Source organism: Paenibacillus mucilaginosus 3016 (assembly GCF_000250655.1).
GTDB lineage: Bacteria > Bacillota > Bacilli > Paenibacillales > NBRC-103111 > Paenibacillus_G > Paenibacillus_G mucilaginosus.
The window spans coordinates 5,957,083-5,972,795 of record NC_016935.1 but is presented as its reverse complement, the minus strand read 5'-3'; the positions used below and the strand labels follow the sequence as shown (position 1 = coordinate 5,972,795).

Annotated in this window: 15 protein-coding genes and 1 pseudogene; 13 read left to right on the top strand and 3 right to left on the bottom strand. The window is 62.4% G+C overall.

Translation table 11 applies throughout. The annotated features are described in order from the left end of the window. Window positions 1-31 precede the first annotated feature (31 nt). The 3 genes from PM3016_RS24350 (at window position 32) to PM3016_RS24340 (ending at window position 3,232) form a co-directional block, all read left to right on the top strand. The gene (locus PM3016_RS24350) at window positions 32-1,183 is read left to right on the top strand and encodes a rhomboid family intramembrane serine protease (protein ID WP_014371333.1); all 1,152 of its coding nucleotides are present in this window, start codon (window positions 32-34) and stop codon (window positions 1,181-1,183) included. Between the two features lie 114 nt (window positions 1,184-1,297). Beyond that, entirely contained in the window at window positions 1,298-1,861 is a 564-nt protein-coding gene (locus tag PM3016_RS24345) for a DNA-3-methyladenine glycosylase (RefSeq protein WP_014371332.1), read from the top strand. Between the two features lie 228 nt (window positions 1,862-2,089). Continuing rightward, the gene (locus PM3016_RS24340; RefSeq protein WP_013919285.1) at window positions 2,090-3,232 is read left to right on the top strand and encodes a zinc-dependent alcohol dehydrogenase; all 1,143 of its coding nucleotides are present in this window, start codon (window positions 2,090-2,092) and stop codon (window positions 3,230-3,232) included. Between the two features lie 103 nt (window positions 3,233-3,335). Here the strand turns inward: PM3016_RS24340 and PM3016_RS24335 are convergent, their stop codons facing one another. Beyond that, window positions 3,336-4,199, bottom strand: a complete 864-nt coding sequence (locus PM3016_RS24335; protein WP_014371331.1) for a hypothetical protein — start codon at window positions 4,197-4,199, stop codon at window positions 3,336-3,338. Between the two features lie 164 nt (window positions 4,200-4,363). Between PM3016_RS24335 and PM3016_RS24330 the strand changes: the two genes are divergently transcribed. The 7 genes and pseudogenes from PM3016_RS24330 (at window position 4,364) to PM3016_RS40200 (ending at window position 9,849) form a co-directional block, all read left to right on the top strand. Next, entirely contained in the window at window positions 4,364-4,774 is a 411-nt protein-coding gene (locus PM3016_RS24330; RefSeq protein WP_014371330.1) for an MmcQ/YjbR family DNA-binding protein, read from the top strand. 221 nt (window positions 4,775-4,995) lie between these two features. After that, window positions 4,996-6,513: a spore germination protein gene (locus PM3016_RS24325; RefSeq protein ID WP_014371329.1), complete on the top strand. Its 1,518-nt coding sequence runs from the start codon at window positions 4,996-4,998 to the stop codon at window positions 6,511-6,513. Between the two features lie 7 nt (window positions 6,514-6,520). Further along, window positions 6,521-7,717 carry a Ger(x)C family spore germination protein gene (locus PM3016_RS24320; protein WP_014371328.1) on the top strand — a complete coding sequence of 399 codons (1,197 nt, stop codon included), beginning with the start codon at window positions 6,521-6,523 and terminating at the stop codon, window positions 7,715-7,717. Then, on the top strand, window positions 7,710-7,931 hold the full coding sequence (locus tag PM3016_RS24315) for a hypothetical protein (RefSeq protein ID WP_014371327.1): 222 nt from the start codon (window positions 7,710-7,712) through the stop codon (window positions 7,929-7,931). Before PM3016_RS24320 ends, PM3016_RS24315 begins: the two co-directional genes overlap by 8 nt. Before the next feature lie 14 nt (window positions 7,932-7,945). After that, a complete protein-coding gene (locus PM3016_RS24310; protein WP_014371326.1) occupies window positions 7,946-9,079 on the top strand; it encodes a GerAB/ArcD/ProY family transporter in 1,134 nt (377 codons plus the stop codon). Between the two features lie 46 nt (window positions 9,080-9,125). Next, a pseudogene (locus PM3016_RS40205) lies at window positions 9,126-9,314 on the top strand (DUF2071 domain-containing protein); the annotation flags it as partial. Between the two features lie 22 nt (window positions 9,315-9,336). After that, entirely contained in the window at window positions 9,337-9,849 is a 513-nt protein-coding gene (locus PM3016_RS40200; RefSeq protein WP_238540314.1) for a DUF2071 domain-containing protein, read from the top strand. Between the two features lie 57 nt (window positions 9,850-9,906). On the opposite strand, the gene PM3016_RS24300 is transcribed toward PM3016_RS40200, so the two are convergent. Beyond that, window positions 9,907-10,608, bottom strand: coding sequence for a DUF421 domain-containing protein (locus PM3016_RS24300; protein WP_013919277.1), 702 nt, complete (start codon window positions 10,606-10,608; stop codon window positions 9,907-9,909). A gap of 213 nt (window positions 10,609-10,821) precedes the next feature. Further along, on the bottom strand, window positions 10,822-11,022 hold the full coding sequence (locus PM3016_RS24295; protein ID WP_236628907.1) for an aspartyl-phosphate phosphatase Spo0E family protein: 201 nt from the start codon (window positions 11,020-11,022) through the stop codon (window positions 10,822-10,824). Window positions 11,023-11,319: 297 nt separating this feature from the next. Between PM3016_RS24295 and PM3016_RS24290 the strand changes: the two genes are divergently transcribed. The 3 genes from PM3016_RS24290 (at window position 11,320) to cysK (ending at window position 15,621) form a co-directional block, all read left to right on the top strand. After that, the gene (locus PM3016_RS24290) at window positions 11,320-12,255 is read left to right on the top strand and encodes a TauD/TfdA dioxygenase family protein (RefSeq protein ID WP_014371324.1); all 936 of its coding nucleotides are present in this window, start codon (window positions 11,320-11,322) and stop codon (window positions 12,253-12,255) included. 234 nt (window positions 12,256-12,489) lie between these two features. Beyond that, window positions 12,490-14,451, top strand: coding sequence for a methyl-accepting chemotaxis protein (locus PM3016_RS24285; RefSeq protein ID WP_143768154.1), 1,962 nt, complete (start codon window positions 12,490-12,492; stop codon window positions 14,449-14,451). A 210-nt stretch (window positions 14,452-14,661) separates the two neighbouring features. Next, window positions 14,662-15,621: a cysteine synthase A gene (cysK, locus tag PM3016_RS24280; protein WP_014371322.1), complete on the top strand. Its 960-nt coding sequence runs from the start codon at window positions 14,662-14,664 to the stop codon at window positions 15,619-15,621. Window positions 15,622-15,713: the final 92 nt, after the last annotated feature.

The window sequence follows — 15,713 nt, the reverse complement described above, 5'->3', positions numbered from 1 at the left end:
TAGGTATCCCTTAGGCGATAAGGAGTACCGAATGAACGTACATCTGCTCAACGATCTCATCTGGAGGATGGCCGAGGAGCTCGGCGTCCGCCATGGCTATACGCTGATTGACAATGACGAGGGCATGCTGACGCTGCGCAAGCAGGAGGGCGTGCGGGTGACATATCTGTTTTTGCTGCCGCTGTATTACGGCGACACGCCGGAAGCCCAGCAGGAGCTGATCCGCAGCCAGCTGCAGGAATCCGTCGACTGGATGAAGACCTTCGGCCGGCGCAAATCGGCGCTCGTGCACCGCAAGATTCATCTCTATATCCGCACGTCGCCCGGGCTGCAGACGCCGCTGGAGGAGCTGGCGAAGCTCTCGGTCAGCTCGGTCACCGAGCAGTACCGGGCCGAGGCGTGGGTGGCCGATCCGGGGCTGCACCGCCTCTTCGCCAGCGATATGCGGGTCACGGGCAGCGAAGCGCTCGAGCGGATCCTGGCGGAGCTGATTCCGGCGGAATATGAGCTCGGTGCGCTGAATGCCGCGATCGAGCGCAGGCACTATGCGATTGTCCGGGCGCACGAAGAGCGGCTGCGGCGGCCCCGCGAGGAGATCGCCGGCCGCCGCAAAGGCTCGCCGGTTACCTTCGCCCTGACGGGGATCAACGTGGCGGTGTGGCTGCTCATGACCGCCTACGGAGGCTCCGACAACCCGGAGACGCTGGTGCGCTTCGGGGCCAAGTACAATCCGTACATCGACCGCGGAGAATACTGGCGGTGGATCACCCCGATCTTCCTGCACATCGGCGGACTGCACCTCTGGTTCAACTCGACGGCACTGCTGTCGCTCGGCGGCCGGCTGGAGCGGGGGATCGGTTCCCTGCGCTTCGCCCTCTTTTACCTCCTGGCCGGGATTGCCGGCAACATCGCCTCCTATACCTTCTCTCCATCGATCTCGGCGGGGGCTTCGGGGGCGATCTTCGGGCTGATGGGCGTGCTGCTCGTTCTCTCGATCATGGATCCGGATCTCTGGGGGGAGAGCGGGGGGATGGCCATCTGGGGCGGACTGGGCATGAACGTGGTTCTGGGCTTTATCGTGCCCGGTATCGACAACTATGCCCACTTCGGCGGGCTTGCGGCCGGCGCCGCGGCCGGCTGGGTGTATGTGACGCTGCAGCGGGCCAAGACCGCAGCGCGGTAGTTTGATCTTCGTTTGGGGTAAGCTCTTGACAAGAGATGTCGGGAGCTTGCCTTTTTTTGGCTTGCATTCCTTGCATCTGCGAAGCGATCATCCGGCAGGAGGGAGAAGGAACACATGAGACTCGAAGGGGCATTCTATGAGAGAGACACGGCGGCCGTGGCCCGCGAGCTGCTCGGCTGCACGCTGGTGCGGCGGACGGAACAGGGGGAGATCCGTGTGCGGCTGACCGAGACGGAAGCGTACAAGGGGGCCGAGGATCCGGCCTCGCATGCCCACCGGGGCGTCACCCCGCGCAACCAGCTCATGTTCGGCGCCTGCGGGGTGCTCTACGTGTATTTCATATACGGCATGCATTACTGCCTGAATATTGTGGCCCACGAACCGGGCGCCGTAGGAGCGGTGCTGCTCCGGGGGGCCGCGCCCCTCGAAGGGGAGGCGCTGATCCGTGCGAACCGGCCGGGGGTGCCGGACAAGGCGCTGCTGAACGGTCCCGGGAAGCTGGCCAAGGGCCTCGGGATCGGCATCGAATGGAACGGGCGCGATCTGCTGACGGACGGGGAGCTGTGGGTGGAGCGGGACCCTGCTGCACCGGCTTTGCCGTGGGAAGCGACTCCGCGGATCGGAATCTCCAAGGGGCAGGAGCTGCTGTGGCGCTTCACGCCGAAGAGGCCGGGCTAGCTTTGGGTGCGGGGGAAGCCGGACACAAGAGATTCCCGGGGGCCGGCCGCTCTCCCTTTCCCCTCCATGCGGAAGCAGGATCGCCGTGCCGGTTCCATGCGGTTCCGCCTCCTTGGCCGCCCGCCAGGTTTTGGAAGGAGTCCAATCCGGGTAAGTAGTGGCGTAGTCCTGGGCCAAGGCTGACAGGCAACAATCCATACCTTAGGAAGGCGAGAGGAGCTGGAGTACATGAGAGCGGTAACCTATCAGGGCAAGAAGCAGGTCAAGGTCAAAGAGGTGCAGGACCCGATCATCGAGAAAAGCGACGATATTCTCGTACGCATCACCTCCACGGCGATCTGCGGATCGGACATCCACCTCGTGAACGGGATGGTGCCCGGCATGCCCGAGGGCTATGTCATCGGCCACGAACCGATGGGCATTGTGGAAGAAGTCGGTCCGGAGGTGACCCGGGTCAAAAAGGGCGACCGCGTCATCATTCCGTTCAACGTGTCGTGCGGGGAGTGCTTTTACTGCAAAAATCAGCTCGAGAGCCAGTGCGACAACTCCAATGACAATCCGGTCTACGATACCGGGGCCTATCTCGGGTATTCGGAATCGTACGGAGGCTATGCCGGCGGCCAGGCGGAGCTGCTCCGGGTGCCCTACGGCAACTTCATGCCGTTCGTGATTCCGCCGGAAGCGGAGGTGACCGACGAGCAGGTGCTCTTCCTCTCCGACATTCTGCCGACGGCTTACTGGGGCGTGGAGAACTCGGGCGTGAAGCCGGGCGACACCGTCATCGTGCTTGGCAGCGGGCCGGTCGGGCTGCTCACCCAGAAGTTCGCGTGGCAGAAGGGTGCAAAGCGCGTCATCGCGGTAGACCATCTCGATTACCGGCTGTATCATGCCCGCAATACGAACCGGGTGGAGACCTTCAACTTCAAGGATGTGGACAACCTTGAATCCCATCTCTACGAGATCACCGGCGGAGGAGCCGATGTCGTGATCGACTGTGTGGGCATGGACGGGGAGAAGTCGGTAGTCGAAAAGCTTGAGACGGCCCTCAAGCTGCAGGGCGGTACGCTCGGTCCGGTCCAGACGGCGCGGCAGATTGTCCGCAAGGGAGGCACGATCCAGCTCATCGGGGTGTACGGCATGACTTACAACGCGTTCCCGCTCGGGGATCTGTTCTCCCGCAACATTACGCTGAAGATGGGACAGGCCCCGGTCATTCACTACATGCCGGAGCTGTTCGCGCAGATCACGTCGGGGAAGCTCGATCCGACGGACATTATCACGCACCGCCTGCCGCTGACGGAGGCGGAACGGGGCTATGAGGTGTTCACGGACAAGCTGGAGGACTGCATTAAGGTCGTGCTGAAGCCGTAACGGCCGGTGGATTGGCGGTCTGGGAGGGGCCCTGAAGCGGGGCCCCTTTCGCTTTGGAGTGCCCTTTTTTGATAGTCCCCAATGCGGCCATCTCCATTCTTCTTCAATCGAGTCCGGCAATACGCTTGATCCGCCCGTCGATCCGGGAGACCACAGCCAGCACTCCGAGGCAGCAGAGCAGGTACAGGGCGAAGTAAGCCGGCTGGGCCAGGAAGATCCGGAGACGGTCCGTGTGGAGGAGCCACAGCTGCAGACCTGCGAAGAGCGGAAGTGTGAGCCCCCTCCACAGGAGCCGGCGCGTGGTATACAGTACGGCGGCCAGAATGCAGGCTTTGGTCAAGGCGTCGATGGTGGCCAGCACCACGTCGTCATGGTAGGGCTCGGGGAATACCCCCGCCCGGAACAAGCGGATGCCTGCCAGCGAGAAGACGAACATCATGGTGGCCGCAAGCGCAAAGGACGCCATGAGCAGGCTGAGGAAGGCGATGAGCCTCTTGCTCTTCTCCCGGTCCATGAAGCCGCGTTCGAGCGCATATACCCAGGCCTTCGCCAGATGAAAGAAGAAGGTGAGCGCGGCGAGCGTGTAGGCTATTCTCCACCAGTGCAGCTCGTACACGTCCAGCCGGACAAAGAGCCATTCCACGGCACAGACCGCGAGGGTGATGCCGAGGACCGGGAGCCACCGCAGTCTGAACATGACGATGAGGACGGACAGGGTGGGAATGGTCAATACGTTCGAGATCGTCGCTCCGATCACGTTATCCTGGTAAGGGCGCCAGGGAACAATCTGCGGCAGGTACACATAGCTGCCCAGCAGCACCATGATCACATACTCAAAGGTAAAAACCATGCCGGTGTAGACCAGCAGCAGGATGAACATGAAAGACTGTCTGGTCCGCAGCCAAACCCATAGAAGGAGGAGGAGATCTGCAGCGCTCAGGATGAAATAAGGGACCGCATGGTGCATGGGCAGTGTCCTCCCGTCGATGGATAAAATCGTACCTATTTTTTCCGGACGGTCCACCGATCATTCCCGTTCCATCCGTTAATCCCGGAGGGCGCTTTCGGTCCGCCCTTCCTTGTGGCACTATAGGAGAAGAGAGGCATTCATAACCAAGGAGGATGCAGCAAATGGAAGGATCACATAAAACCATCTCTTCAGCGGCGGGACTGGCGCTGCTGCACCAAGTGAGAGACGTCTGCCGGGAGCTTCCGGAGTCGGTGGAGAAGGTCGACGGCTTCGGCCATACCACCTTTCGGGTGGGGGACAAGCCGTTCGTCTTCATGGGAGAACAGGCGGATGGGGTCTCGATCTCCGTCAAGGCGGACAAGGAAACGCAGGCCTTCCTGCTGGAGAAAGGGCCTTATACCCGCACGCCTTATATCGGGCAGCATGGCTGGGTCTCCGTCAGCCCCCCGGAGGGCGTGCCCTGGGAGGAGCTCCGTGAGCTGATTGTCGAGGGGTACGGAAGGACCGCACCGAAACGGCTGCTGAAGAAGCTGCTGGATGGGGGGAAGCTGTCCTCTGAAGGCCAGGGGTAAGAAGAGGAGAGGGGCGGCCGCTCCTCTCCTCTTCTCATCTCATCTGTGCTCTTCTCTGTTGAGGCTCCGCCTGCCGGGCCGCCGTGCCCTCCCATGGATAGTTCTGGCGCCGATAGGAAATACTTCATGCTTAAGAACGCAGCCGCCGGTAACCCCGGAGCTGCAGGCACCGGCTTTCCAGGAAAGTCCATTTCACCTAAGAGCATGGATTGAGGGGGCTTATGACAAGTATCCGGCATACGGCCAAGCCCCGGGTCTCCCGGGAGCTGGACGAGAATATGACAAGGCTTCAAGTCACGTTCGACCGCTGTGCGGACGTGGTGTTCCGGATGACGGAGGGTGTGCCGGCTGAGCACGGGTACTGCCTCGTCTATATCAGCGGCATTGTCGATACCGCCCGGCTGGGGGAAGAGGTGCTGCGGCCGCTCCTGGCCGCAGCCGGCAGCGGAGAAGCCGCAGCGGACTTGGCCCCGCTGATCACCTCCGCGGAGCTCTCCCGCACGTCGGACTACGGGTCCGTGGTCGATGCGATCCTCGGCGGGCGGGCGGCGGTCTTCTGCCAGGGGCAGGAGGAAGCGCTGCTGATCAGCACCGGAGGCGGAACGCGCCGGTCGGTGCAGGAGCCGGCAACCGAGGCGGTTGTGCGCGGGCCCCGTGAAGGCTTCACGGAGGATATCCACGTGAATACGGCGTTGATCCGCTTCAAGATCAAGTCCCCGGACCTGAAGCTGGAAGCCTTCACGCTGGGCGAACAGACGCGGACCGGGGTGATGCTCGCTTATCTCGAGGGAACCGCCGACCCGGAAGTGATCCGCGAGGTGAAGCGCAGGCTGGAGCATATCCGCATTGACGGGATTCTGGAGAGCGGCTATATCGAGGAATTCATCGAAGACGAGGCCTTCTCCCCATTCCCGCAGCTGCATTACACGGAACGGCCGGATACGGCGGCGGCCCAGCTGCTTGAAGGCCGGTTCGCCGTGTTCGTCGACGGCACGCCGTTCGTTCTCATGGCGCCGGTTACGTTCTGGGAGATGCTGCAGGCCAGCGAGGATTATTACGAGCGCTATTTCATCGGCACGCTGCTGCGGTGGCTGCGGCTCGGTTTTCTGTTCTTCGCCCTGTTCCTGCCCGGCATCTATGTGTCCGTCACCACCTACCACCAGGACATGCTTCCGACCAACCTGCTGCTGAGCATCGCCGCCGCCAGGGAGTCGATTCCGTTCCCCGCCCTGATCGAAACTCTGATCATGGAGGTGGCGTTCGAGGCGCTGCGCGAAGCGGGCATCCGCCTCCCGAAAACCCTCGGCCAGGCGGTCTCCATACTCGGGGCGCTCGTGATCGGGCAGGCTGCGGTGCAGGCGGGCATCGTATCGGCGCCGATCGTGATCATCGTGTCGCTGACGGGCATCGCTTCCTTCACGATTCCGCGGTTCAATGCGGCAATCTCGATCCGGATTCTCCGATTTCCGATCATGATCATGGGGGGGCTCTTCGGCTTGTTCGGCATGGTCATCGCCACCCTATGGCTCGCTGTTCATCTGTGCCAGCTGCGCTCCTTCGGCGTGCCGTACCTGTCCGGTATGGCTCCGTATCAGAAGGGTGAGCTTGGCGACATTCTGGTCCGTGTCCCTTGGTGGAGAATGAGCCGCAGGCCGCTGAGCATCACGGGGCTGAACCGCAAGAGAATGCCGGCGGGCCAGCGGCCTGCCCCACCGCCCCATTCCCGGAGTAAAGGATGAGTAGAGGATGTTCCGACGTGAGTGCAAACAGGCGGCCGTTCTGGTTCTCTGTCTTCCTCTGCTGACCGGCTGCTGGGACCGGAGGGAAGTCAACGATGTGGCCTTCGTCTCGGGAACCGGGATCGACAAGGTGAAGGAGGGCTACCGGACGACAGTGCTCTACCCGCTGGCCGGGCAGCTCGGCGGGGTGGGAAGCTCGGGCGGCGGGGGAGGCACGAGCGGCAGCCGGAGCTGGCATCTGGATTCCGTGACCGGCACCTCACTCAAGGAAACGAACAATATTCAGCAGCAGGCGATGTCCCGGCAGCTGTATTTTGCCCACCGCCGGGTGCTCGTCATCGGAGAGGGAGCGGCCCGGTCCGGGCTTGCGCCCATCCTGGACATCGTGGCGAGGGTTCCGCAGAACCGGATGACCGGCTATATCCTGGTGACCAAAGGGGACGCGAGGGACTTCATGGATGTCGATGTGGAGGTCGAGAAGATCCCGACGGAGATGATCCGGGAGCTGGCGCTGAATTATATGCGCACCCCCCGTACGGTGAAGGAGACCGTGCATGCCCTGCTGTCGGAGGGGATGGACCCGGCGCTGCCTTACTGCGTCGTGGACCGGACGAAACCGGGCCGCTCCGGTCAACAGAAGCCGATGATGAAGCTTGAAGGCCTGGCCGTCTTCCGGGAGGACAAGCTGGCCGGGCTGCTGAAGGGCGAGGAAGCCCAAGGCGTCCTGTGGGCGATGAATGAGGCCAAGCGTCCGACCATCGTGCTGCCGGCGCCCGGCGGTACCGGCATGCAGGCGGTGCAGTTCGCCGTTGCGCAGACCCGGATTCGTCCTGTCGTCAGCGGAGGGAAGATTACGATGAGAATCGACATTCGTGCCCGCGGCTCCATTGCGGAGAACCAGTCGAACTATATTTCGGGCAAGGATTACACGCACGCCAAGCTGGAGGAGACGCTGAACCGGAAGATCAAGAGCATGGTGGAGAAAAGCCTGAAGGCGCTGCAAACCGAGTACGGGTCGGACCCGGTAGGGTTCGGGGATATTCTGTACCGCAGCGAGCCCAAGGTGTGGAGGGGCATCCGGGACCAGTGGCGGGAGAAATATAAAGAAGTCGAGATGGCGGTCAGCGTGCATACGCAGGTACAGCATACGGGGACGATCGTCAAGCCGATCGGCCGGAAGGAACGGATGATGAATCATGAGTAGAGACCTGCTGGCCATGATCGTCCTGACGGCGCTGGTTGGCGCGTGGAGCTGGAGAGACTTTAAGGGGAGCCGGGGACGGGGCCTCTGGCTGGTGTACGGCATCATGGGGGTATCCCTGGCCGCATGGATTTATTTGCAGATGACGTTCCAGACGCCGAGGCCTACGATCCTGCTTCAGAAGCTGCTCGAACCATATGTGCCCCCAAGCCCCTAAAGGAGGATCCGTGGATGGAGAAATTATCGGAGCGGCAGCTGATTCTGATCGGCATCGCTTATATCCTGAACACGACGCTGATCTCCGTGCCTAACCTCGTGCTGGGTCTGGCCCGGATGGATGCCTGGTTCTCCTATGGGGCGGCCGTTTTGTTTTTCCTTCCGGTGCTCTGGATGCTTGCCCGGATATCCCGGCGTTTTCCGGGACAGGATCTGTTCAGCGTTATGATCGATTCGATGCCGGCAGCCGGGCGATTTCTGGCCGCGGTATTCATCTTCTTCTATCTGTTCGTGCTGATGCGGGACCTGCGGATGCTGATCGACTTCGTAAACATTATTCTCCTGCCCCTTACGCCGCTCACGGTGACGGCCTCGCTGCTCGTCATCACAGTCATCATGATCGCCAGAGGAGGGATGGAGATTCTGGGACGAATGACCGAACTGTGGCTGCCGGTGCTGCTGATCGTCATCGTCCTGATCCCCGTCTTTCTCTTCCAGGACTTCGATCTCCGGTTCATCCGGCCCTTCTTCGACCGGGGGCTGATCCCGCCGCTGCAGGGAGCTTACATCGTTGCTCCTTATATCGGAGAGATCATCGCCCTGCCCCTGATCTGCCCCGGGCCGGTGTTCCGCTTCCGCACCGGACTTACAGCGATGCTGACGGGGATGACCGCGCTGCTGCTGCTTACCTTGTATACGATCCTGACCCTCGGGACGCTGATTCCGGACCGGGTGCTCTTTCCCACCTATGAGATGGTCCGCCAGATCCGGGCTACGGACTTCCTTGACCGGTTCGATCTGCCGCTGGTCGGCATCTATCTGCCGACGATGATTACGAAGGTGGCCTACAGCCTCTTTGTCGTCTGCCATGGCCTGCACCGGATGTTCCCCGGGCTGTCCGCCCGCAAGCTGATTAACCCCTTCGGTCTCGCCGCTTATGTCGGCTCCTTCTGGCTCTTCGACAACACGACCCAGATGCTGGGCTTTAACCGGTTCTGGCCGGTGGTGGCGCTTCCCGTCGAGGTTCTCCTGCCGGTGCTGCTGTTCCTGATGCTGAGGCGGACAAAGCGGAGCATTCGGGGAGGCGACGGAAAGGAACCGGGGAAGGAAAGGAGAGAGGAAGCCCTTGGATCATCAGAGTATCGATAAGCCGTCCGGACCGTGCGGCGGCAAAGCGGGGAACCGCTTCTGGGTCATGAAGCAGCGCTGGTTCGACCTGCTCTTCGCCCACTGGCCGCTGCCGCCGGCACGGCTGCAAAGCTGCCTTCCGCCGGGACTGCCCCTCGATACGTACGGGGGCGAGGCCTGGATCGGTATCGTGCCCTTCCGCATGAACGGCATCCGGGCCCGGGGGCTTCCGCCGATCCCGGGCGGGAGCGCTTTTCCGGAGCTGAATGTGCGGACCTATGTCCGGGTGGGCGGCAGGCCCGGCGTGTATTTTTTTCTCCCTGGACACATCGCATGCGCTTGCCGCAGCGCTGGCCAGAAGGTTCTATCATCTCCCGTACTTCCGGGCGGAAATGTCGGTTGCGTCCGGTCCGGGCGAAGGCTGGGTGCGGTATGCGTGCCGGCGGACCCGGGGCGGCGGGGCCGGGGAGACGGCCTTCTGCGGCATGTACCGTCCGCTGTCGGCCCCTTTCTCGGCAGCCCCGGGGTCACTGGTCCACTGGCTGACCGAGCGCTATTCGCTGTTTACCGTGAAGCGCGGCGGGGAGGTGCTGCGGTGCGACATCTCGCATGAGCCGTGGCGGCTGCAGATGGCCGAGGTGCGCCTGGCGGAGAATTCCATGACGGCCGGCCAGGGGCTGCCCTTCACACTGAAGGGGGCTCCTCTGGTACATTACGCGCGGGAGCGCGAAGTGGAGATCGGCTGGATCCGGCCGGCGGCCGGGTATGGGAACACGGATGGGGAAGAGTAGAGGCGTCAGCCCTGCTCCTTCCCTTTTTCCTGTGCTCTCGCTGTGCGGCCTGACGGATTATTTGGCATAGACCTGGAGCCGTTCCTGATCATCCAGCGTGGCCAGAAGAATCTCTTCGGGAGCCAGAGGGGTGGCCTCGGCCAGCTTCTTCAGCAGCCACTCGTCCGTATGGCCGAACACGTGGAGCTGCTTGCGGTCGATGCGCCCGTCTTTGATGACCGGCATCGGCAGATGGAAGGGCTCGGTGGAGAGCTCGAGGGCTGCAGGGGTGACGGGCTGGTATTCGGGCTTAAGGAACAGGGACAGAATGCCGCCGGGCTCCCACAAGGCCAGCTCCACCTTGCCGATCTCATCCACGCCCTGGGCGCGGAGCTCGGTGAACAGGTAATCGATCGTCAGCCGGGCTTTGTGCAGATGCTCACGGATCAGCCTTCCGCTGCGGATCAGCGGAAGGGGTGCGGGCTCCAGGTAATGCCTCAGAAAGCTCCACTTGAGCGCGATCTTGGTTGTGAGAACATACAAAAAGATTACGGAAGCGCTGGTGATCATCGACCCTTCAAGCCCAAGTTCTTCGTCGGAGAGGGGATGGGCAATGATATTGCCGAGCAGCAGGGCGATGATGAGGTCCGTCAGCCGCAGCTGGGAAATCGACCGCTCGCCCATGCTGCGGGCGGCAATCATCAGGAACAGGTAGGCGGTCACCGCCCGAAGCACCCACTGCATGGCGGTCAAGCTCTCTTGATGAGTGAAAAATTCCACGGCGGGCGCCTCCTCCATACGGGGTTGTTATTCTTTACTATAACCCTCCGCTTGCGGAGGCTATTCGGGAGAATCACAGCCCGGGCACACCCAACCTTGCATTCCAAAAATCCGTTGCGTACCCAAAACCAGTCGCATGCCCAAAACCAGTCGCATACCAAAAACCCGTTTCTCGGGGAGAGAAACGGGTTCATCAAGGCTTCCCGAGCAGGATTAATTTTGAATGCAGCGGCTGCCGCGTGCCTTCTTTGCACCCTCGGGGCGTGTTCTGCTTCTATAATAATCCATAATCATCCTGTCGAGTTCTTGGCTGAGGCGGATGACTGCACTGTCCACCAGTTTGTCTTTTTGGGGAGCGAGTTCATTGAGTTCGCTCCGGAGGGACTCGATCTTGGCCGTCACTGTGGACCGCATCATCATCACCATCCAACGTTATGTAGTTACTAACATAATAACCCGATGGGGGCCGGAAGAAACAGGTTCGCCCGATTTGTAAGGAATTTATTTACAAATCATCGGGGGTATTGACAGGCAAGGATGCGTCGAATATAATTCATATTAATCCGATAAGAATTATTTTTATTTAACGGAATCGCCCACCAGTACACTGGAGGCCGGCAAGCAGCCCACCGCTGCTCACCGGCCTTTTGCTGCTGCCGGCTGTCGGAGCCGGGGGTGTGTACCCATCACAGTTCAAGGGAGGATGCAGGAATGAGCACAACGGAGAAGAAGGAATCGGCCGGACTGAGCGTTGTACCTGTGGCGGGGAGAATCGGTGCCGTCGTGGAAGGAGTCCGCTTGTCGGGCGGGCTCGATGCCGAAGCCGTGAAGGAATTGAACGAGGCGCTGCTGAAGCACAAGGTGCTGTTCTTCCGGGACCAGCATCACCTGGATGACGCGGAGCAGGAGGCGTTCGCCCGCCTGCTCGGGGAACCGGTCGCCCATCCGACGGTTCCTGTGAAGGAAGGAAGCGATTACGTGCTCGAGCTTGACTCCTCGGGGCATGGCGGACGCGCGGATTCCTGGCACACGGACGTCACCTTCGTCGCCGATTATCCCAAGGCGTCGATCCTGCGGGCGCTGACCGTGCCGGGGTCTGGGGGCGATACCGTGTGGGCGAACACGGCGGCGGCCTATGCCCACCTGCCCGCCGAGCTCCGGGAGCTGGCGGACAAGCTGCGTGCGGTCCACTCCAACGACTACGACTATGCGGCCAGACGTCCACAGGCCTCCGAGGAAGCCGCCCGGCGGCACAAGGAGGTCTTCGCCTCCACCGTATACGAGACCGAGCATCCGATTGTGAGGGTCCATCCCGAGACCGGAGAGCGGGTGCTGCTGCTCGGGCACTTCGTCAAGCGGATCGTGGGTCTCTCGTCCTCCGATTCGGCGCGTCTGTTCGAGGTGCTGCAGAACCATGTCATCCAGCTGGAGAACACCGTAAGGTGGCGCTGGAAGGCCGGCGATGTGGCGATCTGGGACAACCGGGCGACACAGCATTATGCGGTCAACGATTACGGCAGCCAGCACCGGGTGGTTCACCGGGTTACGATCGCAGGAGACGTGCCGGTCGGCGTGGACGGCCGCAGCAGCGTAACGCTCCGGCCCGTTCAGGCCGTGGCGGCACCGGAGGAGCGTGAAACGGCATAGGATAAGCGAAGGCCGGCGAAGAGCCGTGTCGATCCCGAAACGTGGAGTTTCGGGGCAGGCACGGCTCTTTGGCGTGGAGAGAGCAGGAGACGCAGCGGAGACGGGGGAGTGCTGCGGCCGGGAGAGACTTCATTTTTGGCGGCGGCCGGCCGATATAAGGAGGTGAATGATGTGCGCGGCGGCAGATGCTGCGGCGTAAATCTGGTTAGCACAGACAAAAAAGGGGAGAGAAACATGAAATTCACGAACATTTCCATCCGTATTCTGCTCCTCGTCTCGATGTATTCCCTGCTGATTGTCCCTAGTGTCCTGATCGGCATCGGTTCGTATACGTCGGCACGGGGCGAGGTCAAGAGCCTGCTGCAGGTCAGCTCGCTGGAGACGAACCAGCTTGTTACCGATTGGGTGAAGGGGCTCATCCAGCCGCTCAAAGCGGATACGGCCTTCCTTGCCGGCGAGTTGACGGCGGATACCGTGCAGCCTTCGGCGGTTCCGGCCCTGCAGGCCCGGCTGGACGCCTATCAGGCGCAGCATCCCGAACTGCTTAACGTATATGTAGGCACTTCCGACAAACGCAAAATCCAGTCCGTAAAAGATCCGATTCCGGCCGGCTATGACCCGACGACGCGCCCCTGGTATCAGCGGGCGGCGGCGGTCCCGAGCGAGGTGGTCATCTATGGACCGTTCCTCAGCACGACGACGGGCAAGCAGGTCATCTCCATCTCCAAGACCTTCCGCGACGGCTCGGGCGTGTTCGCGGTGGACATGAGCCTCGATCAGCTGGTTGAGGTCATGACGGGGCTCAACAAGGACAAGGACCGCAAGCTTATGCTGCTCACCTCCGATAACAAGATCCTCTATCACCCGGACTTCAAGTCCGGCGAGCCGGCGGGCGATTGGGTGAAGGACATGGTGGGCGGCGAAGGGGATATCATTGTCGACGTCGACGGGGTATCCACGGAAATCGTCTATGCCACCAGCTCCCTGACGGGATGGAAGGTAGGCACGATGATGGCGGTCTCCACGTATGGACAGAAGGCGAATCCGATTCTCATCACAATGGTGTCCGTGCTTGCAGTCATGCTCCTGATCGGCACGCTGCTCGTCCGCTCCACCCGCCGGGCGATCGTCGGCCCGCTCGACGAGCTGGTGGAAGCCGCCGGCCGGATCAAGGAAGGAGATCTCACGAAGCGTGTCCAGCTCATCTCCCGCAACGAGATCGGCCGTCTGGCCCAGGCCTTCAATGAGATGACGGAATCGATGCACAGCGTGATCCGGGAGGTGCAGGGCACGACCGTGCTCGTGGCCTCCTCGTCCGAGCAGCTGTCCGGCGGCGCCGGACGGACCTCGGCACAGGCCGGCAGCATCGCGGAAGCGATCGACCGGGTGGCCGCAGGCGCCGATAACCAGAACCAGGCGATGGCCGAGAGCGCCCGCGCCCTCGAGGAGATGGCGGCCGGTATCCAGCGCGTGGCGGAGAGCGCTTCGGGCGTGGCCGATTCGTCGCATGGGACGAGCCTGAAGGCTGCCGAAGGGGACGAATCGATGCAGCGGATGGTCGGCCAGATGGCCGAGATCGACGAAGCGGTCGAGAAGTCCGACGATTCGTTCAGCCGGCTGCGCCGCACCTCCGAGGAGATCGAGGAGATCCTCGGGGCGATTCAGGGCATCTCGCAGCAGACGAACCTGCTTGCCCTGAACGCCGCGATCGAGGCGGCCCGGGCGGGCGAGCACGGCAGCGGCTTTGCCGTCGTCGCCTCGGAAGTGCGGAAGCTGGCCGAGCAGTCCTCGCGCTCGGTGGCCGAGGTCTCCCGTCTGATCCAGGAGATCAAGACGGAGACCGGAGAGACGGCCGCCTCGCTCGAGCAGGTGAAGGGCCGCGTGAAGGACGGCCTGGCGACCACGGGCCAGGCCGCGCAGAACTTCCATGCCATCATGGAATCGATGAAGGAAGTGTCCGGCCAGATCCAGGAGATCTCGGCGGTGGCCGAGGAGATGAGCGCGGCGTCCGAGCAGGTGACCGCGTCGGTGCTCAGCATGGCCGGCATCTCGCAGGGAACGGCCAAGACGGCGGAGCAGGTGAACGGGCTGGCCCAGGAGCAGCTTCAATCCATGCGGGAGATCTCCTCCTCCGCGGAGAATCTGGCGCAAACGGCGGACAAGCTGCAGGAGATTGTCAAACGGTTCGAAGTGTAAGCCGCGTAAGCGGATAGCAGGCACGTCTCCCCCGGGGGTTGTAGTCGGGGAGACGTGTTTTTTGCGTGCTTACGGAGGCCTGGCCATAGTGGGGGAGCGGGAGGGACGTCGTCCGGATTGTACATCGGGCTCCGGGGGGCGTATGATGGTATTGTCATCTATTCCGATTAGGATTACCAGCAAACCCTGTATAGAAAGCGAGTGATTCCCGTGAATATCGCCCACAATCTCACGGAGCTGATCGGCCGGACGCCGATGCTGGAGCTCTCCCGCTTCGCGCAGGCGGAGGGGCTCGAGGCCAGGCTGGCCGCGAAGCTGGAGTATTTCAACCCGGCTGGCAGCGTGAAGGACCGGATCGGGTATGCGATGATCGAGGATGCGGAGGCCCGCGGCCTGATCTCCAAGGATACGGTGATCATCGAACCGACCAGCGGCAACACGGGCATCGCGCTTGCCTTCGTAACCGCGGCCCGCGGGTACCGGCTCATTCTGACGATGCCGGACACGATGAGCACGGAGAGGCGGAGCCTGCTGTCCGCCCTTGGCGCAGAGCTTGTGCTGACCCCGGGCGCCGAAGGGATGGGCGGCGCGGTCCGGCGGGCGCAGGAGCTTGCGGCTCTTCACCCGAACGCGTTCATTCCCCAGCAGTTCGACAACCCGGCGAACCCGGAGGTGCACCGGCGGACGACCGCCAGGGAGATCTGGGAGGATACCGACGGGCAGGTGGATGTCTTCGTGGCCGGGGTCGGCTCTGGAGGGACGATCACAGGCGTAGGAGAATTCCTGAAAGAGCATCGTCCCGCGGTCCGCATCGTGGCGGTGGAGCCTCAGGAGTCTCCGGTGCTCTCGGGCGGCCGTCCCGGTCCGGGCAACCGGATTCAGGGGCTCGGTGCGGGCTTCGTGCCCGGCATCGTGAACCGCAGCGTCATCGACGAGATCGTGCAGGTACGCAGCCGTGATGCGGTGGAGACGGCCAGGAAGCTGGCCCGGACCGAAGGGCTGCTCGTCGGCATCTCGTCCGGAGCGGCCGTCTTCGCGGCCGCGAAGCTCGCCCGCAGGAAGGAGTACCGCGGGAAGCTGATCGCCGTGCTTCTGCCCGATTCGGGCGAGCGCTACCTGTCGTCGGAGCTGTATCCGGAGCCGCCGCGCGAAGCGGCGCTGCAGCCGTAACGATGGTTCCGGAGTTGAACAGGTCGGGGGGACCGGAGTCCCCCGCATGAATCCAACCATGCTGCCCTGATGGCGGCATGGTTTTTTCGATC